Annotated in this window: 14 protein-coding genes, 2 tRNA genes and 3 rRNA genes; 7 read left to right on the top strand and 12 right to left on the bottom strand. The window is 64.2% G+C overall.

Annotation, left to right across the window (positions count from 1 at the left end):
• Positions 1 to 45: 45 nt before the first annotated feature.
• Positions 46 to 555 carry a hypothetical protein gene (locus AB7878_RS09845; RefSeq protein WP_369494192.1) on the bottom strand — a complete coding sequence of 170 codons (510 nt, stop codon included), beginning with the start codon at positions 553 to 555 and terminating at the stop codon, positions 46 to 48.
• A 299-nt stretch (positions 556 to 854) separates the two neighbouring features.
• On the opposite strand from AB7878_RS09845, the gene AB7878_RS09840 reads away from it, so the two are divergent.
• Both AB7878_RS09840 and AB7878_RS09835 read left to right on the top strand, forming a co-directional pair.
• The gene (locus AB7878_RS09840) at positions 855 to 1,616 is read left to right on the top strand and encodes an RDD family protein (RefSeq protein ID WP_369494191.1); all 762 of its coding nucleotides are present in this window, start codon (positions 855 to 857) and stop codon (positions 1,614 to 1,616) included.
• A 390-nt stretch (positions 1,617 to 2,006) separates the two neighbouring features.
• The gene (locus tag AB7878_RS09835; RefSeq protein WP_369494190.1) at positions 2,007 to 2,861 is read left to right on the top strand and encodes a winged helix-turn-helix domain-containing protein; all 855 of its coding nucleotides are present in this window, start codon (positions 2,007 to 2,009) and stop codon (positions 2,859 to 2,861) included.
• A gap of 230 nt (positions 2,862 to 3,091) precedes the next feature.
• Here the strand turns inward: AB7878_RS09835 and AB7878_RS09830 are convergent, their stop codons facing one another.
• Complete coding sequence (locus AB7878_RS09830) at positions 3,092 to 3,625, bottom strand: hypothetical protein (protein WP_369494189.1); 534 nt, start codon at positions 3,623 to 3,625, stop codon at positions 3,092 to 3,094.
• A 219-nt stretch (positions 3,626 to 3,844) separates the two neighbouring features.
• On the opposite strand from AB7878_RS09830, the gene AB7878_RS09825 reads away from it, so the two are divergent.
• Positions 3,845 to 6,175 carry a Tex family protein gene (locus AB7878_RS09825; protein WP_369494188.1) on the top strand — a complete coding sequence of 777 codons (2,331 nt, stop codon included), beginning with the start codon at positions 3,845 to 3,847 and terminating at the stop codon, positions 6,173 to 6,175.
• 114 nt (positions 6,176 to 6,289) lie between these two features.
• Positions 6,290 to 8,122, top strand: a complete 1,833-nt coding sequence (locus AB7878_RS09820) for an autotransporter outer membrane beta-barrel domain-containing protein (RefSeq protein ID WP_369494187.1) — start codon at positions 6,290 to 6,292, stop codon at positions 8,120 to 8,122.
• A gap of 64 nt (positions 8,123 to 8,186) precedes the next feature.
• On the opposite strand, the gene AB7878_RS09815 is transcribed toward AB7878_RS09820, so the two are convergent.
• Entirely contained in the window at positions 8,187 to 9,050 is an 864-nt protein-coding gene (locus tag AB7878_RS09815) for a YbaY family lipoprotein (RefSeq protein ID WP_369494186.1), read from the bottom strand.
• A gap of 165 nt (positions 9,051 to 9,215) precedes the next feature.
• On the opposite strand from AB7878_RS09815, the gene AB7878_RS09810 reads away from it, so the two are divergent.
• Positions 9,216 to 10,019: a helix-turn-helix domain-containing protein gene (locus AB7878_RS09810; RefSeq protein ID WP_369494185.1), complete on the top strand. Its 804-nt coding sequence runs from the start codon at positions 9,216 to 9,218 to the stop codon at positions 10,017 to 10,019.
• Between the two features lie 111 nt (positions 10,020 to 10,130).
• Here the strand turns inward: AB7878_RS09810 and glyS are convergent, their stop codons facing one another.
• Positions 10,131 to 12,284, bottom strand: coding sequence for a glycine--tRNA ligase subunit beta (gene glyS, locus AB7878_RS09805; protein WP_369494184.1), 2,154 nt, complete (start codon positions 12,282 to 12,284; stop codon positions 10,131 to 10,133).
• A complete protein-coding gene (gene glyQ, locus AB7878_RS09800; RefSeq protein ID WP_369494183.1) occupies positions 12,281 to 13,192 on the bottom strand; it encodes a glycine--tRNA ligase subunit alpha in 912 nt (303 codons plus the stop codon). The genes glyS and glyQ overlap by 4 nt, the downstream gene beginning before the upstream one ends.
• Positions 13,193 to 13,280: 88 nt before the next feature.
• On the opposite strand from glyQ, the gene tfpB reads away from it, so the two are divergent.
• On the top strand, positions 13,281 to 15,125 hold the full coding sequence (gene tfpB, locus AB7878_RS09795) for a type IV pilus assembly ATPase TfpB (protein ID WP_369494182.1): 1,845 nt from the start codon (positions 13,281 to 13,283) through the stop codon (positions 15,123 to 15,125).
• Positions 15,122 to 15,856, top strand: a complete 735-nt coding sequence (locus AB7878_RS09790) for a glutamine amidotransferase (protein ID WP_369494181.1) — start codon at positions 15,122 to 15,124, stop codon at positions 15,854 to 15,856. The genes tfpB and AB7878_RS09790 overlap by 4 nt, the downstream gene beginning before the upstream one ends.
• 3 nt (positions 15,857 to 15,859) lie before the next feature.
• Here AB7878_RS09790 and AB7878_RS09785 read toward each other — a convergent pair whose 3' ends face one another.
• The 7 genes from AB7878_RS09785 to tyrS form a co-directional block, all read right to left on the bottom strand.
• Positions 15,860 to 16,543 carry a rhomboid family intramembrane serine protease gene (locus AB7878_RS09785; protein WP_369494180.1) on the bottom strand — a complete coding sequence of 228 codons (684 nt, stop codon included), beginning with the start codon at positions 16,541 to 16,543 and terminating at the stop codon, positions 15,860 to 15,862.
• A gap of 165 nt (positions 16,544 to 16,708) precedes the next feature.
• A 5S ribosomal RNA gene (gene rrf / locus AB7878_RS09780) occupies positions 16,709 to 16,822 on the bottom strand.
• A gap of 109 nt (positions 16,823 to 16,931) precedes the next feature.
• Positions 16,932 to 19,810: ribosomal RNA gene (locus AB7878_RS09775) — 23S ribosomal RNA — on the bottom strand.
• A 185-nt stretch (positions 19,811 to 19,995) separates the two neighbouring features.
• Positions 19,996 to 20,071 (bottom strand) — tRNA-Ala (locus AB7878_RS09770).
• A gap of 61 nt (positions 20,072 to 20,132) precedes the next feature.
• Positions 20,133 to 20,209: transfer RNA gene (locus AB7878_RS09765), tRNA-Ile, on the bottom strand.
• 81 nt (positions 20,210 to 20,290) lie between these two features.
• Positions 20,291 to 21,831, bottom strand: a 16S ribosomal RNA gene (locus AB7878_RS09760).
• The 16S, 23S and 5S rRNA genes sit together here with 2 tRNA genes alongside, the layout of an rRNA operon.
• Positions 21,832 to 22,232: 401 nt before the next feature.
• Positions 22,233 to 23,465, bottom strand: coding sequence for a tyrosine--tRNA ligase (gene tyrS / locus AB7878_RS09755; protein ID WP_369494179.1), 1,233 nt, complete (start codon positions 23,463 to 23,465; stop codon positions 22,233 to 22,235).
• Positions 23,466 to 23,499 lie beyond the last annotated feature (34 nt).

The following is a 23,499-nucleotide window of genomic DNA, read 5'->3' as shown; positions in this document are numbered from 1 at the left end:
CATGTCGCCAGCGCTCCGTGCAGGCGCCGGATGATGCGTCCGGACTCAACGAGAATCTACCTGTACCTGCGCAAGCGATACGCTCCGCATCTCTCCCGATGCCAGTCCCTGACTGCCTGCGCTCCCCGAAACAGGCTGGGGAACCACCTGGCACCAGTTGCCATCCCTGGCGAAGTGCTTGCAATACACATCGACGATGGCGAGCGTTCGTTGTGCACGGTCGGACAACACAAGCTGCCAAACATGACGTTCGCCGGACGAGTTGTCGATGGCCACGTTGACGAACGGTGACTGGGCCATGCCCCGCTTCCGCAAAGCTTCCAGCTCCTTCGTTGCCCGCTGTGCTTCCAGGTACTGCCCGTGTCTGTTGCCGACGCGCACCTTCAACCCGAAGCCCGTGTTCAGGTCGGCCTCGTAGGTCTCGTACTGGCCCGGTGCGGCGGTAACGGTGACGTGCTGCAAGTTGGCAGGTTGCGAATGCTCCTGGGCGATGCTGCCGCCGCTGACGCAGAGCAACGCCAACGCGAGGCTTGAAGCAATGATCGTGTGTTTCATACAAACCTCCAGAGGAACTCCCTTGTGTGTTGCGCAACCATAGGCCGACGCAGCGGGACGTACTTGAGGGATTCGCGAGGGAGGGTCGAGGATTTGCTGAGGGTTTGCGATGAATCCGCCAGCGAGGCGTGCAGGTTGAAGTCCCAGGGAATCATCCGGGGTGCTGAAGCGGCATCGTCCTCGGCGCAGCATTCCGGACCACGATGCTTCCTGGAGAACAGCTCTTGCCAACCAAGCCCTTCCGCCGCCATACGCTCGTGGCATGATGCCCGCATTCACCAGCGCGAGGAGTGGGCACGATGGAAATCTGGATCGGACGGGACGGCGAACGCCACGGCCCGTACAAGGAAGAGGACGTGCGCGCGTGGCTGCGCAGCGGCCAGGTGAGCCGCGACGACCTCGCATGGCACGAAGGCCTGGCCGACTGGCAGCCGCTGTCGGCGCTGTTCCCCGACGAGGCACGCAGCGCCGCGCCTCCCGCCGGCAACCCCTATTCGGCACCTGCTGCGCCGATGGAGAACCTGCCGCAGACCACGGCCGCGGCGCTGGAGGACCACGCCGGCTTCTGGAAGCGCGTGGCTGCCTACATCCTCGATGCGATCGTGCTGTACATCGTGTTCAAGGTGATCGGCACCTTCTTCGGCGCGTCGGCAGCCGAGGAGGCGATGAAGCAGGAGATGCTCGGCGGCACGTCCTTCATGCAGGCCTACCAGCATTTCTACAGCAGCATGTGGCCATACACCTTGCTGACCACGGCGCTGACCTGGCTCTATTTCGCCTGCTGCGAAAGCTCGGTCTGGCAGGCCACCGTGGGCAAGCTGGCGCTGGGCATCCGGGTCACCGACCAGCAGGGCGCGCGCATCGGCTTTCCGCGCGCACTGGGCCGCTACGTCGCGAAGTACCTCAGCGCGATCATCCTCTGCATCGGCTTCATCATGGTGGCCTTCACCCGCCGCAAGCAGGGCCTGCACGACCTGATCGCCGGCACCCTGGTGCTGAACGGCCGCGCCAGCGAGTTCAAGCCGAACCAGGCGGCGTCCGGCAACACCTTCCACGCCTGAGTCATCCGGATGGCGGCCGAGCGTGGATGGCCGCCATCCGGTACGGCGTCCCAGTCCGTCCACGCAAACCACGGGCCACCGGATGCGCTGCCGGCGTGATCCGGACCATTCCGGCAAACCGGCCACACCAGCGGCATCCGGTTTGCGCCATGGCGCAAACGGCATGGCGCAGCCGCCGCGTTCAACGCAGATATCGGGCCCTGTGCAGCCGACACCCGGGGCCTGCGGCAGGGACCGCAGCGAATCTTGAGGAACCCACGACGAAGGGTTGATGTTGCCGCGAGTGTTTCATGCCCGGGCGGGCATCGCCCCGCGCCGTACCGGCAACGTCACGCGCACGTAATTGCCGCCGGCGTAGTTTTCTGTATCTCCGTGCCCAGGGTCGAAGCCATGCCTTCAGTCGAACCTGGAAATACCGGAACCTATCGTTTCGACAACATCCTGGTCGAGCCAGCGGCACACCGACTGGAGCGCGACGGTCGGCCGTTGCCGGTCGAGCCCAAGGCCTACATGCTGCTTCTGACCCTGCTGCGTCACGCCGGCGAAATGGTCAGCAAGGACGCACTGCTGGACAGCATCTGGGGGCATCGCCACGTCACCGCCGGAGTACTCAGCCGATCGGTTTCGCAGCTGCGCCACACCTTGGGCGATTCGTCTGCGCGGCCGCGCTACATCGTCACCGTGCATAGCCTGGGCTTCCGCTTCATCGGCGAAGTGCAATACACGCCCACTACAGTGGACAACACCATCGACTCGTCATCCACGGTGCCGCTGCAGCAGCTGCCTGCCCAGGTGCAGGCCCTGAACGGACAATCAGAAGCCGCGCAGCTCCCTTATCGCCGCCGCTTCGCCGACGGCGACCCGTTCCTGAACTTCATCGACCTGCAGGCGTGCCTGGGCCAGCTCGCCAACTGGGCGGCGCTGCTGCCGCCTGGCGACACGCAACGCCAAGCCATCCTCTCGGTACTGAGCCTGGAATCTGCACGCCTGCGCGAAAGTGGCGCGGCGACGCCATCGCTGGTCTACCGTGGAGCGGTGCTGGCCGCACTTGCTGGCGACCGCAAAATCGCCATCGCCGACCTGAGACAGGCGATCGACGAAGGGTTCCGCGACAGTCTTGCCTTGCAGCGCGACCTGGCTTGGCGCGTGCTGGCCGATGATGAGGACTTCCGCCAGCAGCAACAGCGCCTCGACGCACTGCTCAGCGACGAACAGACGCTCCCCGATCCGTCGGCGTCATGCTGACGACGGCACGGTTTGGTGCAGGGCCGGGTCGCGGCGTCATGCCTGCCAAACCATGCGCCGGGTGCCGCCAGGCAGGGCCCTTCACGGCGTGCCCGCCGCCACCATCATGCTCCAGACCGCAACGGCAAATTCAAGGCGAACCATCACGCCACGCCCGCCAGCCGCCACGCGTCGGCAGCTGGCCGACTCCATGGCGACGAACCGACGGCGGCGCCGGTTCGTCGCGGACGTTACGCAGGTTGGCATATCCCTGCCCAGTCATGCAGGTCCGCCACCGCCAGCGGCAGGCGTTCCACCTGCCGCGACGCCAGACTGTGGTCAGACGCTTGGTTCCAGAGCCGCTGAAACACCATCCGGCACCGATGACCGCCTTCCCATGCGGCTTGCTTGCAATACAAGTTCACGATCGCGACCGTGCCTTGGGCGGGGCCGCTCAGCTGGATCTGCCTTGCGATGCCGTGGCCGGACGAGTTGTCGAAGGCCACGGCGACAAGCGGCTGCGGAGCGCCAACCCGCTTTCGCAGGGCTTCCGAACTCTCGGCCGCGCGCCGCGCCTGCGGGTACTGCCTGTGCGTGTTGCCGACCAAGGCTTCCAGTTGGTAGCCGGCATGCAAGTCGACGACGTAGGTCTCGTATTGGCCTTGTGCCGCGGTGACCCTCACATTCTGCAAGTTGGTGGTGCGGGATCCATCCTGGGCGACGCTGGTGCTGCCGACGCAGGCGAGGCCGAGCGCGACTATGGGCTGCGGCACCCACACTTGCATGATGGATTCCTTGGGAACCCGCTTGGAACCGCTGATGATTCCCTGTGGATCCACCTGCGAAAAACGCGGGCCGCAAGACCCGCATGCCGCTGTCGTCAGCGCCGCTGCCGCGGGCGATCGGGCACTTCCGGACTGGCTGGAATATCGGGGTGGCTTGCTATCATCGCTGGCCCGGCCGCGAGCGCCGGCCCGTTTCGCCGCAAGGAAACCGATCCACCCATGCTCAGCATCGAACAACGCATTGCCCAGGACATCGCCGCCAAGACCGAGCAGGTGCGCGCGGCGGTGGAATTGCTCGACGGCGGCGCCACCGTGCCGTTCATCGCGCGCTACCGCAAGGAAGTCACCGGCGGACTGGACGACACCCAGTTGCGCACGCTGGAGGAACGCCTGCGCTACCTGCGCGAACTGGAGGAACGTCGCGCCGCGATCCTCGACAGCATCACCGAACAGGGCAAGCTGACCGATGCGCTGAAGGCCGACATCCTCGGCGCCGAGACCAAGGCCACGCTGGAAGACCTGTACCTCCCGTACAAGCCCAAGCGCCGCACCAAGGCGCAGATCGCCCGCGAGGCGGGGCTGGAGCCGCTGGCCAGCGGCTTGCGCGACGATCCCACGCGCACGCCCGAGGCCTTCGCGGAAGCTTTCGTCGATGCCGAGAAGGGTGTGGCCGACGTGCGCGCCGCACTCGATGGCGCACGCGCGATCCTGATGGAGTCCATCGCCGAAGACGCCCACCTGGTGGGCGAACTGCGCGACTGGTTGTGGGACAAGGGCCAGATCCGCGCCAAGGTGGTCGCCGGCAAGGAGAGCGAAGGCGCGAAGTTCCGCGACTACTTCGACCACGTCGAAGCCGTGGGCAAGATTCCCTCGCACCGCCTCTTGGCGCTGATGCGCGCGCGCAACGAAGGCATCATCGAACTCGACCTGCAACCGGCGCTGGACGCCGAGCTAGGCCATGCCGAAGGCGAGGGTCGCGTGGCCGCGCATGCGGGCATCCATGCTCGCGGCCGCGCCGCCGACGCCTGGCTGCGCGAAACCGTGCGCCTCACCTGGCGCGTGAAGCTGCACCTGCACCTCACGCTGGACCTGTTCGGCCGCGTGCGCGAAGGCGCCGAGGACGAGGCGATCCGCGTGTTCGGCGACAACCTCAAGGACCTGATGCTGGCCGCGCCGGCCGGCGCGAAGACCGTGCTGGGCCTGGACCCCGGCATCCGCACCGGCTGCAAGGTGGCGGTGGTCGACGCCACCGGCAAGCTGCTCGCCACCGACACCATCTACCCGCACGAACCGCGGCGGCAGTGGAACGAATCGCTGGCCGCGCTGGCGCGCCTGTGCATGAAGCACCACGTCGACCTGATCGCGATCGGCAACGGCACCGCCTCGCGCGAAACCGACAAGCTCGCGGGCGAACTCATCAAGGGGCTGGCCAAGAGCCATCCCGAGCACAAGCTCGCCAAGATCGTGGTGAGCGAGGCCGGCGCCTCGGTGTATTCGGCCTCCGAACTCGCAGCGAAGGAGTTTCCCGAGCTGGACGTGAGCCTGCGCGGCGCCGTCTCCATCGCGCGCCGCCTGCAGGATCCGCTGGCCGAGCTGGTGAAGATCGAGCCCAAGGCGATCGGCGTGGGCCAGTACCAGCACGACGTGAACCAGGTGAAGCTGGCGCGCGCGCTGGACGCCCGCGTGGAAGACTGCGTGAACGCGGTGGGCGTGGACGTGAATACCGCCTCCGCCGCCCTGCTCGCGCGCGTGGCCGGCCTGTCCGCTTCCGTGGCCGAGAACGTGGTGAAGCACCGCGACGCGAACGGCCCGTTCGCCAACCGCAAGGCGCTGTTGAAAGTGCCGCGCCTGGGCGACAAGGCCTTCGAGCAGTGCGCGGGCTTCCTGCGCGTACCCAACGGCGACAATCCGCTGGACACCTCCGCCGTGCATCCGGAAGCCTATCCGGTGGTGGAGCGCATCATCGCCCAATGCGGCCGCGAGGTGCGCCACGTGATGGGCGATCTGGGCTTCCTGCGCAGCCTGAAGGCCGAGCAGTACACCGACGACAAGTTCGGCCTGCCCACCGTGCGCGACATCCTGAAGGAGCTTGAAAAACCCGGCCGCGATCCGCGCCCCGAATTCGTCGCACCCAGCTTCGCCGAAGGCGTGGAGGACGTGAAGGATCTGCGCCCCGGCATGATCCTCGAAGGCCGCGTCACCAATGTGGCCGCGTTCGGCGCGTTCGTGGACATCGGCGTGCACCAGGACGGCCTCGTCCACGTCTCGGCGCTCTCGCACACCTTCGTCAAGGATCCGCGCGATGCGGTGAAGGCCGGCGACATCGTCAAGGTCAAGGTGATGGAAGTGGACCTCCCGCGCCAGCGCATCGGCCTGTCGATGCGCCTCGACGACGAGCCGGGCCAGGCGCGCGGCAAGCCGGCCGGCGGCGACGCCCGCCCCGGCCCGCGTGACGGCCGCGGGCCGCGCCCAGGCGGCGCGTCCAAGCCGGCACCTGCTCCGGCCAACAGCGCCTTCGCCGACGCATTGTCACGCGCGATCAAGCGCTGAGTTCCCGCGGGCGACCGCGCATGCTGCAGCGATGCGCTGCAGCATGCGGTTCCGTATGGAATGCCGTACCGTAACGTCCAGCTAACAAGGCCATCCCGGCCGGGGAGTATCCGCATGCTTCGTACCCGTCACCTAGTGGGCGCCATTGCGGCCGCCCTGCTGTTCAGCACCGCCGCCAGCGCCACCGATTTCAGCAAGATCGTTGTGTTCGGTGACAGCCTCAGCGACGCCGGCAACCTGTCGCTTGCGCAGGGGTCGCCGACGCCGTTGCGCTTCACCACCAACCCCGGCAAGACGGCGGCGGAACTGGTCGCCGCCGGCTTGGGCAGCCCGATCCAGGCCTCGCTGCTGGGTGGTACCGACTACGCCTTCGGCGGCGCCGGCGTGGTGCAGGGCGTGGCTCCGGTACCGACGCTGCCGCAGCAGTTCCAGATGTATCTGGCCGCCAACGGCGGGCATGCCGACTCGAACGCGCTGTACCAGGTATGGGGCGGCGCCAACGACATCTTCTACCTGACCGGCACCACCACCGACCCGAACGCGCTTGCCGCCGGCACCGTCAAGGCCGCGACGACCGAACTCGGCCTGCTCGGCCAGCTGCAGGCGAGCGGCGCCAAGTACGTGGTGGTCTACAACCTGCCGAACATCGGCAAGACCCCCGATGGCATGGCCGGCGGCGCGGCCGCCTCGGCGGGCGCCACCCAACTGGCGGTGCTGTTCAACGGCACCTTGAACACGGGCCTGGCGCAGCTCAGCGGCCAGGGACTGAACGTGATTCCGGTGAATACCTACGCTCTGCTCAACGAGGTGATCGCCAATCCCGCGGCCTATGGCTTCAGCAATGTCACCACCCCGGCCTGCAACGGCAGTTCGGTACAGTGCGGCCCGCAGGGTTCGGGTCTGCCGTTCTCCTACGCGCCGGGCACCGATCAGAGCTACCTGTTTGCCGACGGCGTGCATCCCACCACCGCGACGCACGCGATGCTGGCCCAGATCGTCCTGTCCGAACTCGCCGCGCCCGGCCAGATCTCGCTGCTGGGCGAGGCGCCGCTGGCCGCCAGCACCGCGCAGACCCGCGCGATCCGCAATGAGATGCTGGCCGACGGCAACGGCAGCGATACCCGTGCCTTCGTCAACGTGGATTACGCGCACCAGCGCTTCGACGGCCAGGCCGACTCGCCGAAGACCACCAGCAACAACGTCAACCTCACCTTGGGCGTGGACGTGCGCGTCGGCGACAACCTCTCGGCCGGCCTCGCGCTGGGCGTGGGTCAGCACACCGCCGACTTCACCGGCGGTGGCGGCTACAAGCTGCAGGACGTCAGCGGCCTGGGCTATGTCACCTGGCACCAGGGTGGCGGCTACGTGGGCGGCTACGCGGACTTCGGCCAGTCCAACTTCAGCAACATCGACCGCCGCATCGCGATCGGCGCCACCTCGCGCAGCGAGACCGGCAAGGCCGACGGCTCGCACCTGGGCGCGGGCCTCACCGGCGGCTGGTGGCTCGACCTCGGCAGCGTGCGCACCGGGCCGTTCGCGAACCTCGAGTGGGAGACGGTCAAGGTCAACGGCTACAACGAGGACGGCAACGACAGCACCGCGATGTGGTTCGGCCGCCAGCAGCGCAATGCGCTGATCGGCACGCTGGGCTGGCGCGTGCAGGGCCACTGGCAGGCCGGCAGCACCGTGCTGGCGCCGTATGCCGAGATCGCCTGGAACCACGACGACAAGGCCGACGCGCGCGCCGTCACCGCAGGCCTCAACAGCATGAACGGCAGCTTCGCACTGACCGGCTACGTGCCGGACCAGACCTGGGGCACCGCCGACCTGGGCCTGTCCGCGCAGTTCAACTCGCGGTTCAGCGGCTGGGTGGGCTACAGCGGCCGCTTCAGCGACAACAGCCAGAAGTACAACAGCGTCAACCTGGGCCTGAAGTACGCCTTCTGATGTTTGCTGATGCCACGAAAAAGGCCGGCATTGCCGGCCTTTTTCGTGAAGCGGACGTGGTGGCTTACTTCTTCTTGTTGCCGCCGGCGAGGTTGTAGATGGTCAGCGCCTGCTGCCGCAGATTGGAGGCATCATCGGCATCCAGCTCGCCGCTCTTGCTGCCGGTCTGCTGTTCGTGCAGCACCACCATGCCGTTCTCGGTCCAGCTGGCACTCACGATCGAACTGGGTGCAGCATCCTTGCTTGCCTTCTTCTGCTGCACGGCGACCCACGGCGCACCGTTCCGGTAGGCGAAGTCGGTGCTGGTGAAGCCCTTGTCACCGTAATCCACCAGCTCGCGGATCACCTTCGTCTCGCCGTTCTGGCGGAACACCTGCCAGCCGCGCGAGGCGTTCGGGTCCAGCTTGGTGCCGGTGGACACCTTCATGCCGCCGATCTGCTTGATCAGCGCGTTGAAGTCGGCCAGGTCCTTTTCGGCCGGGGTCTGCTCGGCAACCAGTTCGATCGTGGCCTGGTTCTTGTTGCCCTTGGTCAGCACCGGGGCTTGGATCGGCATCGAGTAGTGGCGGGCACCGTCGGTGAGGATCGCCTTCACCACGTACAGGTCGGCCGGGTTGATCTCGCCCGGCTTGAAGCTCAGCTCGAACGAATAGGGGAAGGTGGCGCCCGAGGGCACCGTCTTGCTGGCCAACGGCGCCGAACCTGCCTGCGCGGAGGACACGTCGACCAGGTTGATTACCAGTTGCGCGTTCGGCGACGGCTGGATCGGGCCGCGCACCGTGATCGTGCCGCTCACGGAACCGGCGGTGGCGGCCGCTGTCGAACTGGCGCTGGCGGCGCCGCTCTCCGTTGACGACGACGTCGACGAACCGCAGCCGGCCAAGGCCAGCACGGCCAACGACATCACCGACAAAACCATCTTGCGCATGGGGGTAAGCCTCGTTACTGAGTTGGATCGGACACGGAAACCGGTAGCGTGGGGCGCCTCGGTTTCATCGCGGGGGAAACGCTGAGCATAGCCCAAATGGCATGGCTACGGGAAAGTCAAGCCGGTCTACCCACAATTTTGTGTGAACGTAGACGAAACGGACACATGGCGCCTGTCAACCGAAACTTCTTGGCGACGCTTATCATTTTCCACGGGAGCCTCCGTCCCGAGCCATCGGTTGAAGGCGCTTGGAGCGGACATGCAGGGGCTGGACCACGGCCGCAAGAATTCATCGCAATCAAACGCTTCCTTCACGTCACCGCTACGCTCTTTCGACACGAAAACGCGCAAACTTGCGATCAATCCTCCTGTCATACGGCCACTACCATGAGCACGCAGAAGCTTCCGCACGATCCGCTCCAGTCGACCTTCGCCGATCGCATCAAGTTGCTGATCCAGCGTGTGGGCAGTGCCACCGAGATCGCACGGATGTGCGGCTTCTCCGAAGGCGTGGTGCGCAGCTGGCGCGATGGCCACACCGACCCTTCCCGCGCGCGTTGCGTCACCTTGGCCCGCACGCTGGGTATCTCTCTGATCTGGCTCGTCGCCGGTGAGGGTGTCCTGCAGGCCGACCCGAACGCCAGCGGCGGGGACGACTCGCAGTACAGCTCCGAAACTGTCTCGCCACAGCGGGCACGGGGCCGCATCGGCCACGCCCACCACCGCCTGGTGACTCATGCCGATGCCGCGGTCGACCCGAACCGGCTGAACACCGCCATGCAGATCCTGCAGTCGGAACTGGAGCTGGCGAACAGCCCGATGACGCTGGCTGAGAACACCGACATGCTCAGCAATCTCTACGAGATCCTGGGCGTCGATGGATCGAGCGTGAATGCCACGGCCATGCTGAAGTTCAATCGTCAGCTGTCCGAGCGCATCCGCCAGACGAAGACGCGCGAAACCGCCTGAGCGTCCCGACACGAATAACGACGCGGCGATCCGCAAGGATCGCCGCGTTTTTGTTGCTGAAGAGCACGGGCGACCGACGCCTGATCGCGCGGTCGAGGGTGATCGCTAAGATCACCCGCGCAGCAGCGCGATGTCGGCCACCGCGCCGAACGCGGCCTTGAGCCGTTCCAGCAGGGCGAGACGGTTGCGGCGCACCGCCGGGTCCTCGGCATTCACCAGCACCTGCTCGAAGAACGCGTCCACCGGCGCCTGCAGCTGCGCGAGCCGCTTCAGCACGCTGGTGTAGTCGCCGCGCCGCAACGCCTCGGAAGTCTCCTTGCCTGCCGCTTCAAGCGCAGCGGCCAAGCTGCGCTCGGCATCGCCTTCGAAATGAGCCGGGTCGACGTCGTGCGCCGGCACAGGCTCACCGCCCTCCTCGGCCTGCTTGCGCAGGATGTTCGCTACCCGCTTGTTCGCCGCGGCGAGGCTGGCCGCCTCCGGCAAGTGGCCGAACTCGACCACGGCGTGCAGGCGACGATCGAAATCGGGCAGCGTGTCCGGTCGCACCGCGAGCACGGCCTCGTAGGCCTCGGCCGGGCAGCCCTGCTCCGCGTAATAGCCGCGCAGGCGATCCAGCACGAAGTCGACCAGCTCGGTCACCAGCGCCGCGCGCCGCTGGCCGATGTCGACCGCAGGCGGCTTGCCGTCCTTGCCGGGCTTCACGCCGGCCACCAAGGCAGCTTCGGGCAGCAGCTCCAGCGCCTCGACGAACACACCGGGCAGATTCAGTTCCAGCCCACCCTCGATCAGGGTGCGCGCCAGACCCAGCGCGGCACGACGCAGGGCAAACGGGTCCTTGTTGCCGCTGGGCTTCATGCCGACCGCGAAGATGCCGGCCAGCGTGTCGAGGCGTTCGGCCACCGCCAGCACCTGGCCAAGCTTGTCGCTGGCGATGCCGTCGCGCGCGAAACGCGGTTGGTAGCCGCTGTCCAGCGCCGCGGCCACTTCGGCCGCTTCGCCGTCGTGGCTGGCGTAGTACCGACCCATCACGCCCTGCAGCTCGGGGAACTCGCCCACCATGCGGGTGAGCAGATCGCACTTGCCCAAGCTGGCCGCGCGGGTGGCAGCGCCGGCATCGACGCCGACACGGTTCGCGACGATGCGCGCCAGTTCGGCCACGCGCACGCTCTTGTCCCACAGGCTGCCCAGCGCCTGCTGGTAGGTGACGTGCTTGAGCTGTTCCTGATAACTCGCCAACGGCGTCTTCAGGTCCTCGTCCCAGAAAAACTTCGCGTCGGCGAAGCGCGGGCGGATCACCCGCTCGTAGCCCTTGCGGATCTCGGCGGGTTGCTTCGACTCGATGTTGGCGATGCCGATGAAATGCCCGGTGAGCTTGCCGCCCGCGTCGAACACCGGCACGAACTTCTGGTTGGTCTCCATGGTGGTGACCAGCGCTTCCTGCGGCACGGCGAGGAAGCCGCGCTCGAAGCTGCACGCGATCGCCACCGGCCATTCGGTGAGGTTCGCGATCTCGTCGAGCAACGACTCGTCCAGCCGTGGCACGCCGCCGGTTTCCTTCGCCACGCGCGCCACTTCGTCACGGACGCGGGCGCGTCGCTCGGCCGGGTCGGCCAGCACCCTGGCGCTGCGCGTCGCGTCGAGCCAGCCATCGGCATCGGCCACGTGCACCGGTTGCGGGTGCATGAAGCGATGACCGCGCGACTTGCGACCACTGGCCTGACCCAGCACTTCGCCATCGACGATGTCTGCGCCGTGCAGCATCACCAGCCAGTGCACGGGTCGCACGAAGGCGTAGTCGTGGTCGGCCCAGCGCATCGGCCGCGGGATCGGCAGGCCCTTGAGCGCCTCGTCCACGATTTCCGGCAGCAACGACGCCAGCGACTGGCCCGGCTTCACCGCGCGGAACACGAACCACGCGCCCTTGTCGGTTTCGAGCTTTTCCAGTTGCTCCACGGTGACGCCGCAGGACTGCGCAAAACCCAGCAAGGCCTTGCCGGGCTTGCCTTCCGCATCCAGCGCGGCGTTGACCGCCGGACCGCGACGCTCGACCGACTGCTCCGGCTGCATCGCAGCGACACGCGGCACATGGACGGCCAGGCGCCGCGGCGAGCAATACGCCTTTGCCTTGTCCAGCGCGGCCTCGATGCCGCGCTTCGCCAGGCCGTCGCAGATGCCGCGCGCGAACGCGGCGGACAATTCGTCGAGCGCCTTCGGTGGCAGTTCCTCGGTGCCCAGTTCGATCAGCAGCGACTTGGCGGCGCTCATGCGGCCTGCTCCTTGGTGTGCTTCTTCAGGCCCGGGAAGCCGAGCTTCTCGCGCTGCGCCACGTAGGTCTCGGCCACGCTGCGCGACAGCGTGCGCACGCGCAGGATGTAGCGCTGGCGTTCGGTGACGCTGATCGCACGGCGCGCGTCGAGCAGGTTGAACGTGTGGCTGGCCTTCATCACCTGCTCGTAGGCCGGCAGCGGCAGGTTCGCGGCGATCAACTGGTTCGCGGTGGCCTCGCACACGTCGAACCAGCGGAACAATTCCGGCACGTTCGCGTGCTCGAAGTTGTAGGTGCTCTGCTCGACTTCGTTCTGATGGAAGACATCGCCATACGTGACTTTGCCGTGCGGACCTTCCGTCCAGATCAGGTCATAAACGTTGTCCACGTTCTGCAGGTACATCGCCAGGCGTTCGAGGCCGTAGGTGATCTCGCCGGTGACCGGCCGGCACTCGAGGCCGCCCGCCTGCTGGAAGTAGGTGAACTGGGTAACCTCCATGCCGTTCAACCACACTTCCCAACCCAGGCCCCAGGCGCCGAGCGTGGGCGATTCCCAGTTGTCCTCGACGAAGCGCAGGTCGTGCACCAGCGGGTCGAGGCCCAGTTCCTTCAGTGAGCCAATGTACAAATCCAGGATGTTCTCGGGGTTCGGCTTCATCACCACCTGGTACTGGTAGTAATGCTGCAGACGGTTCGGGTTCTCGCCGTAGCGGCCGTCGGTGGGGCGGCGCGAAGGCTGCACGTAGGCCGCCGCCCAAGGCTCGGGACCGAGCGAACGCAGGAAGGTGGCGGGATGGAAGGTGCCGGCGCCGACCTCGGTGTCGAGCGGCTGCAGCAGCACGCAACCCTGCGCCGCCCAATAGCGGTTGAGGGTCTGGATCACATCCTGGAAGGTACGTGCGGACATGGCTTTCCGTGACCGTGAACAAAGCGCGTTAGTATAGCGGCAGCGCGGTTTTTCGCCGTTGTGCCGCGCCTTCGGGGGAGTTGTCCGGATGGCCGCATCACCGCAAATCGCAAGCCTGCTCGGCCGTCGCGGCCGACTGGAACTGGACGAACTGCTCGCCGCGCTGGTGGTCGACGGCTACCTGGGCGCCGAAGACGCCAAGCAGGTGCGCTTGGGTTCGCGTTCCGGCCGCAGCGCAGTGGAACTGCATCCGTTGGTGCTGATCGCCAATGCGAAGCTGCCGAACCGGCGCGAACCCGGCCGCCCGCTCAGCCTCGAAGCCCTGGTCGAATGGCTGGCCGGGCATGCCGGGCTGCCCTACCTCAAGATCGACCCGATGAAGGTCAACGTGGCCGCGGTCACCCAGGTGGTGAGTCACGCCTACGCGCAGCGCCACCGCATCCTGCCGGTGGCGGCCGCGACCGGCGAGGTGACCTTCGCCACCGCCGAGCCCTTCGACGCCGCCTGGGCCGCCGACCTCTCGCACATGCTGCGGCGGGACGTGCACCGGGTGGTGTCGAGTCCCATCGACATCAACCGCTACCTGCAGGAGTTCTACGGCGTCCAACGCTCGATCCAGCTGGCCCAGGACGCGAAGGCGAACGGCGGCTACGACACCTCGGCGATCCTCAACTTCGAGCAGTTGGTCGAACTGGGCAAGAGCGGCGAGGTGGGCGCTGACGACCGCCACGTGGTTCACATCGTGGACTGGCTGCTGCAGTACGCGTTCGAGCAGCGCGCCTCGGACATCCACTTGGAGCCGCGCCGCGAGACGGGCCAGATGCGTTTCCGCATCGACGGCGTGATGCACAAGGTGTTCGAGCTGCCGCCGCCGGTGATGAGCGCGGTGACCGCACGCATCAAGATCCTCGCGCGCATGGATGTGGCCGAGAAGCGTCGTCCGCAGGACGGCCGCATCAAGACCCGCTCGTCGACCGGGCGTGAAGTGGAGCTGCGCGTTTCCAGCATGCCCACCGCGTTCGGCGAGAAGATGGTGCTGCGCATCTTCGATCCCGATCTGGTGGTGAAGGATTTCGCCCAGCTCGGCTTCTCCGCGAGCGAGGCGACGCAATGGCGGCACATGGTGGAGCGGCCGCACGGCATCGTGCTGGTCACCGGCCCCACTGGCTCGGGCAAGACCACCACGTTGTATTCGACGCTGAAGCACCTGGCCACGCCAGCGATGAACGTGTGCACGGTGGAAGACCCGATCGAGATGGTCTCGCCCGAGTTCAACCAGATGCAGGTGCAGCCTTCGATCGATCTCGACTTCGCCGCCGGCGTGCGCACCCTGCTCAGGCAGGACCCGGACATCATCATGGTCGGCGAGATCCGCGACCTCGAGACCGCGCAGATGGCGGTGCAGGCCTCGCTCACCGGCCATCTGGTGCTCTCCACCCTGCACACCAACGACGCACCCAGCGCGGTGACGCGCCTGCTCGATCTCGGCGTGCCGCATTACCTGATCCAGTCCACGCTCACCGGCGTGGTCGCGCAGCGACTGGTGCGCACCTTGTGCCCCTACTGCAAGCGGGAAGCCATGCAGGACCCGCATGAATGGGCCGCGCTCACCCATGGCTGGTCGTTGCCCGTGCCCGAGAAAGTGTGTGCGCCGGTGGGCTGCCTGGAGTGCCGCAACACCGGCTTCATGGGCCGCACCGGCATCTACGAGATGATGCCGATCTCGCCGCGGCTGCGCGGATTGATTGCGGCACAGCTGGAACTGGGCAACTTCGGCCAGACCGCGCTGTCCGAGGGCATGCGGCCGCTACGCATCTCCGCCGCCGAGCAGGTCGCGCGTGGACTCACCACGGTGCAGGAAGTGCTGGCCGTGCTGCCGCCGATCGAAGCACCCGACGAACACGTACCGACTCCCCCATCCGATCCCGCATGAAACCCGTCCTTATCATCCGCACCGGCCGCGCGCCGGACGCCATCCGTGCCCGTCACGGCGATTTCCCGCACTGGTTCCGGCTTGGCGCGCAGCTGCCGTTGCGGCGCCTGCAGGTCGTCGACGTCGCGGCCGGCGATGCATTGCCCGCACCGGACGCCGTGGCCGGCGCGATCATCACCGGCTCCGCGGCGATGGTCACCGAACGCGCCGCCTGGAGCGAGCGCACGGCCGGCTGGATCCGCCACGCGATGGACGCGGAGCTGCCGCTGTTCGGCGTCTGCTTCGGCCATCAGCTGATGGCGCATGCGCTGGGCGGTCGTGTCGATTACCTGCCCGGCGGCCGCGAGATCGGCACGCAACCGATCGAGACACTGGCCACTACCGCCCATGACCCGCTGGCCGCCCGGCTGCCGACGAGCTTTCGCGCCCACACCACGCACGAGCAGAGCGTGCTGGAGGCGCCGTCCGGCGCCGTGGTGCTGGCTCGTTCGGCGCGTGATCCGCACCAGTTGCTGCGCTACGGTCCGCATGCGCTCAGCACGCAGTTCCATCCGGAATTCAGTGCCGACGTGATGCGCGCCTACATCCGCCGCAAGCGCACCGACATGCACCGCGAGGGCTTCGACCCGCAACGCAGTTTTCGCGAGGTGGCTGCCACGCCGATCGCGCGCGATCTGTTGCTGCGCTTCGCGCATCACCATGGGCTGTCCCATGGCGCTCGCCACCGCTGAGGCTCAATGGCGCAGGCGCCGCGCGATCGCATCGCGCGAGAACAACGCGAACACCAGGCCGAACACGAAGCCACCGATGTGCGCCCACCACACGTAGGCGCCGTAACTGGGGCCGGCGTAGCTGAAGAGCAGCTGCAGCAGCACCCAGATGCCGATCAGCAGGAAGGCCGGCACCCGCACGAATTCCAGATACAGGCCCAGCGGCAGCACCAGACCCAGGCGCGCACGCGGAAACAGCGCCACGTAGGTGCCGACCACCGCCGACACAGCGCCACTGCAGCCGATGATCGGCAAGCGCACGCCAGCGAGCGACAGCGCGCCGATCAGGTTCGCCACGATGCCACCAATCACGAACAGCAGCAGAAAGCGCAGCGAACCCAGCGCGCGTTCGCCCGGCAAGCCGAAGATCACCAGGAACAGCAGGTTGCTGAGCAGGTGCAGCCAGGTGACGTGGATGAACAGCGCGGTGAACAGGCGCAGCAGCGAGGGGTCGGTCAGTTGCGGCCACAGCGATTCGTGCGCATTGAAGATGCTGGCCGGCACCGTGCCCCATTCCTGCAGCATCGCGAGTCGCTGCGGCAAGGGCATCAAGGCCAGGCGTACGAAGCAGAGCACGCAAACGATGACGATGAGCAGTGTGGCCCATTGCCATTGCCGGCGCCGGCGTGTCTCGACATGTACGAACAAGATCGCGCTCCGCTGCCATCGCCGTCACGGCATGATAGGTGATTGCGGCGCCGGCACGATGGCTGAAACTGGCCAACGAGGACGCTTCACACGGTCCTGTGAGCCAGACCCGCCCAAAAACAAACGCCCTCACCGGAATCGGTGAAGGCGTTTGAGGGATAAAGCCCCTGGCGGTGACCTACTCTTGCATGCGAGATGCACACTACCATCGGCGCGGCTGCGTTTCACTTCCGAGTTCGGGATGGGATCGGGTGGGACCACAGCGCTATGGCCGCCAGGGAAGGGGTTGAAGCAGCGCAGTTGCGCCGGCTTCAATACTTTGGCAAACGAGTGACAAGCGTCCGGGTTTGACGTACCGGGAAACGTGGTGAAGGCCACTTGGGGTTATATGGTCAAGCCGCACGGCTCATTAGTACGCGTAAGCTCAATGCATTGCTGCACGTCCACATCGCGCCTATCAACCACCTGGTCTTGATGGTGCCTTAAGGAGAGTCAAGCTCTCGGGAGATCTCATCTTGGGGCGCGCTTCCCGCTTAGATGCTTTCAGCGGTTATCGCTTCCGTTCATAGCTACCGGGCAATGCCTCTGGCGAGACAACCCGAACACCAGCGGAACGTCCACTCCGGTCCTCTCGTACTAGGAGCAGCCCCCCTCAAATCTCCAACGCCCACGACAGATAGGGACCGAACTGTCTCACGACGTTCTGAACCCAGCTCGCGTACCACTTTAAATGGCGAACAGCCATACCCTTGGGACCGGCTACAGCCCCAGGATGTGATGAGCCGACATCGAGGTGCCAAACACCGCCGTCGATATGAACTCTTGGGCGGTATCAGCCTGTTATCCCCGGAGTACCTTTTATCCGTTGAGCGATGGCCCTTCCATACAGAACCACCGGATCACTAAGACCTACTTTCGTACCTGCTTGATCCGTCGATCTTGCAGTCAAGCACGCTTATGCCTTTGCACACAGTGCGCGATGTCCGACCGCGCTGAGCGTACCTTCGTGCTCCTCCGTTACTCTTTGGGAGGAGACCGCCCCAGTCAAACTACCCACCATACACGGTCCCTGACCCGGATTACGGGCCGAGGTTAGAACGTCAAGCACTTCAGGGTGGTATTTCAAGGATGGCTCCACCGAAACTGGCGTCTCGGTTTCGTAGCCTCCCACCTATCCTACACAGAAGAACTCAACGTTCAGTGTAAAGCTATAGTAAAGGTTCACGGGGTCTTTCCGTCTTGCCGCGGGAACGCTGCATCTTCACAGCGATTTCAATTTCACTGAGTCTCGGGTGGAGACAGCGCCGCTGTCGTTACGCCATTCGTGCAGGTCGGAACTTACCCGACAAGGAATTTCGCTACCTTAGGACCGTTATAGTTACGGCCGCCGTTTACTGGGGCTTCGATCAAGAGCTTCGCCTTGCGGCTGACCCCATCAATTAACCTTCCAGCACCGGGCAGGCGTCACACCCTATACGTCCACTTTCGTGTTTGCAGAGTGCTGTGTTTTTGATAAACAGTCGCAGCGGCCAGGTTACTGCGACCTGCCAATGCTCAGTCACGCATGTGACCACATCGGCAGGCGCACCTTCTCCCGAAGTTACGGTGCCATTTTGCCTAGTTCCTTCACCCGAGTTCTCTCAAGCGCCTTGGGATTCTCACCCTGCCTACCAGTGTCGGTTTACGGTACGGTTTTTCTACAGCTGAAGCTTAGTGGCTTTTCCTGGAAGCGTGGTATCAGTCACTTCGCCCAAAAGGGCTCGTCTCGGTGCTCGGCATAAAGGGTCCCGGATTTGCCTAAGACCCATGCCTACCGCCTTTCCCCGGGACAACCAACGCCCGGTAGACCTAACCTTCTCCGTCCCCACATCGCACTGTAGAAAAGTGCAGGAATATTAACCTGCTTCCCATCGACTACGCATTTCTGCCTCGCCTTAGGGGCCGACTCACCCTGCGCCGATGAACGTTGCGCGAGGAAACCTTGGGCTTTCGGCGTGCGGGCTTTTCACCCGCATTATCGTTACTCATGTCAGCATTCGCACTTCCGATACCTCCAGCAAGCTTCTCAACTCACCTTCACAGGCTTACGGAACGCTCCTCTACCGCGCACACAAAGTGTGCACCCCGAGCTTCGGTGTCTAGCTTAGCCCCGTTAAATCTTCCGCGCAGACCGACTCGACCAGTGAGCTATTACGCTTTCTTTAAAGGATGGCTGCTTCTAAGCCAACCTCCTGGCTGTCTATGCCTTTCCACATCGTTTTCCACTTAGCTAGAACTTGGGGACCTTAGCTGCGGGTCTGGGTTGTTTCCCTTTTCACGACGGACGTTAGCACCCGCCGTGTGTCTCCCGGATAGTCTGTCCTGGTATTCGGAGTTTGCCATGGTTTGCTAAGTCGCGATGACCCGCTAGCCATAACAGTGCTCTACCCCCAGGAAGATTCGTCCGAGGCGCTACCTAAATAGCTTTCGAGGAGAACCAGCTATCTCCGAGTTTGTTTAGCCTTTCACTCCTATCCACAGCTCATCCCCATCTATTGCAACAGATGTGGGTTCGGTCCTCCAGTGCGTGTTACCGCACCTTCAACCTGGCCATGGATAGATCACTCGGTTTCGGGTCTACTGCCAGAGACTATGCGCCCTATTCAGACTCGGTTTCCCTTCGCCTCCCCTAGACGGTTAAGCTTGCCACTGACAGTAAGTCGCTGACCCATTATACAAAAGGTACGCAGTCACCCTTGCGGGCTTCCACTGCTTGTACGTATACGGTTTCAGGGTCTATTTCACTCCCCTCTCCGGGGTTCTTTTCGCCTTTCCCTCACGGTACTTGTTCGCTATCGGTCAGTCAGGAGTATTTAGCCTTGGAGGATGGTCCCCCCATGTTCAGACAGGGTTTCTCGTGCCCCGCCCTACTCAATTTCATGCACGGTGCCCTTTCGTCTACCGGGCTATCACCGTCTGCGGCGGGCCTTTCCAGACCCTTCGACTAAAACACTGTGCACTTTTGGGCTAGTCCCCGTTCGCTCGTCGCTACTGAGGGAATCTCGGTTGATTTCTTTTCCTCCGGGTACTTAGATATTTCAGTTCCCCGGGTTCGCCTCCGCAACCTATGAATTCAGTTACGGATACCGCTTGCGCGGTGGGTTTCCCCATTCGGACATTGCCGGATCAAAGCTTGTTGCCAGCTCCCCGACACTTTTCGCAGGCTGCCACGTCCTTCATCGCCTCTGACTGCCAAGGCATCCACCGTATACGCTTGGTCGCTTGACCATATAACCCCAAGTCGCCTCGGGGCCATACTTTCAAACCACCTGTTACGTGCCTCAACACATGTCTCGGTTCGGTTCGAACCAAGACGCTTGTCACTCGTTTGCCAGTTTTCAAAGAACACAAGAACGGCCTCAACGCCGCCTCGCTTCAAATCTTTTCGTGTGCTTGGATTTCACGCGTCGCCATGGTGGAGCCAGTCGGGATCGAACCGACGACCCCCTGCTTGCAAAGCAGGTGCTCTCCCAGCTGAGCTATGGCCCCATGCCTGATGAAGAGTCCGCACACGGAGGTGCGGCTTCTTGCGCAGGAGGTGCACAGGTCATGGTGGGTCTGGGAGGACTCGAACCACCGGCCTCACCCTTATCAGGGGTGCGCTCTAACCACCTGAGCTACAGACCCGGAAAGCTTTCCTGGGACGTTACGTGAAATACAGGTGTCTTGTGTGGACGTCTTGCGCGACGAGTCGCGCTGTCGTTCTCGAAAGGAGGTGATCCAGCCGCACCTTCCGATACGGCTACCTTGTTACGACTTCACCCCAGTCATGAACCACTCCGTGGTCGTCGTCCCCCTTGCGGTTAGACTAACGGCTTCTGGAGCAACTCACTCCCATGGTGTGACGGGCGGTGTGTACAAGGCCCGGGAACGTATTCACCGCGGCATAGCTGATCCGCGATTACTAGCGATTCCGACTTCACGAAGTCGAGTTGCAGACTTCGATCCGGACTGGGATCGGCTTTCTGGGATTGGCTCCACCTCGCGGTATTGCAACCCTCTGTACCGACCATTGTAGTACGTGTGTAGCCCTGGCCGTAAGGGCCATGAGGACTTGACGTCATCCCCACCTTCCTCCGGTTTGTCACCGGCAGTCTCCTTAGAGTTCCCGACTTTACTCGCTGGCAACTAAGGACAAGGGTTGCGCTCGTTGCGGGACTTAACCCAACATCTCACGACACGAGCTGACGACAGCCATGCAGCACCTGTGTTCCGATTCCCGAAGGCACTCCCGCATCTCTGCAGGATTCCGGACATGTCAAGGCCAGGTAAGGTTCTTCGCGTTGCATCGAATTAAACCACATACTCCACCGCTTGTGCGGGCCCCCGTCAATTCCTTTGAGTTTCAGTCTTGCGACCGTACTCCCCAGGCGGCGAACTTAACGCGTTAGCTTCGACACTGATCTCCGAGTTGAGACCAACATCCAGTTCGCATCGTTTAGGGCGTGGACTACCAGGGTATCTAATCCTGTTTGCTCCCCACGCTTTCGTGCTTCAGCGTCAGTGTTGTCCCAGATGGCCGCCTTCGCCACTGATGTTCCTCCCGATCTCTACGCATTTCACCGCTACACCGGGAATTCCACCATCCTCTGACACACTCTAGCTCGCCAGTATCCATTGCCATTCCCAGGTTGAGCCCGGGGATTTCACAACAGACTTAACGAACCGCCTACGCACCCTTTACGCCCAGTAATTCCGATTAACGCTTGCACCCTTCGTATTACCGCGGCTGCTGGCACGAAGTTAGCCGGTGCTTATTCCTCAGGTACCGTCAGCCCCACGGGTTATTAACCCGTAGTATTTCGCTCCTGATAAAAGTGCTTTACAACCCGAAGGCCTTCTTCACACACGCGGCATTGCTGGATCAGGCTTGCGCCCATTGTCCAATATTCCCCACTGCTGCCTCCCGTAGGAGTCTGGGCCGTGTCTCAGTCCCAGTGTGGCTGATCATCCTCTCAGACCAGCTAGCGATCGTCGCCTTGGTGGGCCATTACCCCGCCAACTAGCTAATCGCACATCGGTTCGTCCTGCCGCGCGAGGCCCGAAGGTCCCCCGCTTTCTCCCGTAGGACGTATGCGGTATTAGTCCCGGTTTCCCGAGGTTATCCCCCACGTCAGGGTAGATCCCGATGCATTACTCACCCGTCCGCCACTCGCCGCCAGGTATTGCTACCCGCGCTGCCGTTCGACTTGCATGTGTTAGGCATGCCGCCAGCGTTCAATCTGAGCCAGGATCAAACTCTTCACTTAAGTTTTCGACCATCCGAAGATGATCTATCTTTCTGAAGCGTGACCCCAACCGTTGAAACTCATTACTGACTTTCTTTCGGTGGGACGCTTGCATTGCTTGGACAGGTCATCGACCCGCCAGCGCAAGGCGTCCACACAATTCACCTGTGCACACTGTCAAAGATCCAACCACCGCGGAACTTTCCGCCAAGGGACATTTCGTCCCGGTGAGCCGCCTACTATACATCGTCTTTCCGGTCCGTCAACACCTTCGAAGAAGGATCTTCAGCGAGCAGGTGGGACGCCGTGCCGATGCAGCAGCGGGGCGGCGAATACTAGGGAGGCGTCCGAATCTTGGCAAGCGATTTCTCAGAAGAAATCTCGCCCCTTCGAGCAAGTCTATGATCTTGCGCGAAACATTCTCACGAAGCCTCGCATGACGCTCGACCGCCGGTCAGTCGCACCCGGGCGAAGTTGCGCTTGCCCACCTGCAGCACGCCTTCGAAGCCGGCAGCGAACACGCGCTGCGCGTCCTCCACCACTTCCGCATCGATGCGCACCGCGCGCTCCTTGAGCTTGCGGTTCGCCTCGGAGTTGCTGGCGGTGAGTCCTGCCGCGGTGAGCAACGCGGGCAGGCGCAGGCCCTCGGCGGGCGCCGCGATCTCGCTGAGCGGTAGCAGCGAGGTGTCACCTTCGCCGCGCACCACCGCATGCCAACCGGCGATGGCCTGCTCGGCCGCCGCCGCATCGTGGAAGCGCGTGGCCAGCTCGCGCGCCAGGCGCAGCTTGGCGTCGCGCGGATTCAGCGCCCCGCTTTCCACCTCGCGCCTCATCCGCGCCAGTTCGTCCAGCGAGACGTCGAAGCTGAGCAGCTCGAACCAGCGCCACATCAGCGCGTCGTCGATCTTCAGGGTCTTGGTGACGATGTCGATCGCCGGCTCGTCGATGCCAATGTAGTTGCCCAGCGACTTGGACATCTTGTTGACGCCGTCCAGGCCTTCGAGCAGCGGCATGGTGAGCACGATCTGCGGCTTCTGGCCGAAGTGCTCCTGCAAGCCACGCCCCATCAGCAGGTTGAACTTCTGGTCGGTGCCACCGAGCTCGACGTCGCACTTCAGCGCCACCGAGTCGTAGCCCTGCACCAGCGGATAGAGGAATTCGTGGATCGCGATCGGCTGCTGCGCGGCGTAGCGCTTGGCGAAGTCGTCGCGTTCCAGCATGCGTGCAACGGTGTGCTGCGCGGCGAGCTTGATCATGTCGGCCGCACCCATCTGGCCGAACCACTCGGAATTGAAGCGCAGTTCGGTCTTCTCGCGGTCGAGCACCTTGTAGACCTGCGCGGCATAGGTCTCGGCGTTCTTCAGCACATCCTCGCGGGTGAGCGGCTTGCGCGTGACGTTCTTGCCGGTGGGATCACCGATCATGCCGGTGAAGTCGCCGATCAGGAAGATCACCTGGTGCCCCAGATCCTGGAACTGGCGCATCTTGTTGAGCAACACGGTGTGGCCAAGATGCAGATCCGGCGCGGTGGGGTCGAAGCCGGCCTTGATGCGCAGCGGACGACCGCTCTTCAGCCGTTCCAGCAGATCCTCGCGCTTGATGATTTCGTCGGCGCCGCGCGCGATCGCGGCCAGCGCCTGCTCGGGTTCGTTCATGCGTTCCTCGGGGTTTGTGGTTGCCATGACAGCC

It is taken from the genome of Rhodanobacter humi, assembly GCF_041107455.1.
Lineage (GTDB): Bacteria > Pseudomonadota > Gammaproteobacteria > Xanthomonadales > Rhodanobacteraceae > Rhodanobacter_A.
Note: the sequence above shows the minus strand (reverse complement) of the source record. Positions and strands in the feature narration are given on the sequence as shown.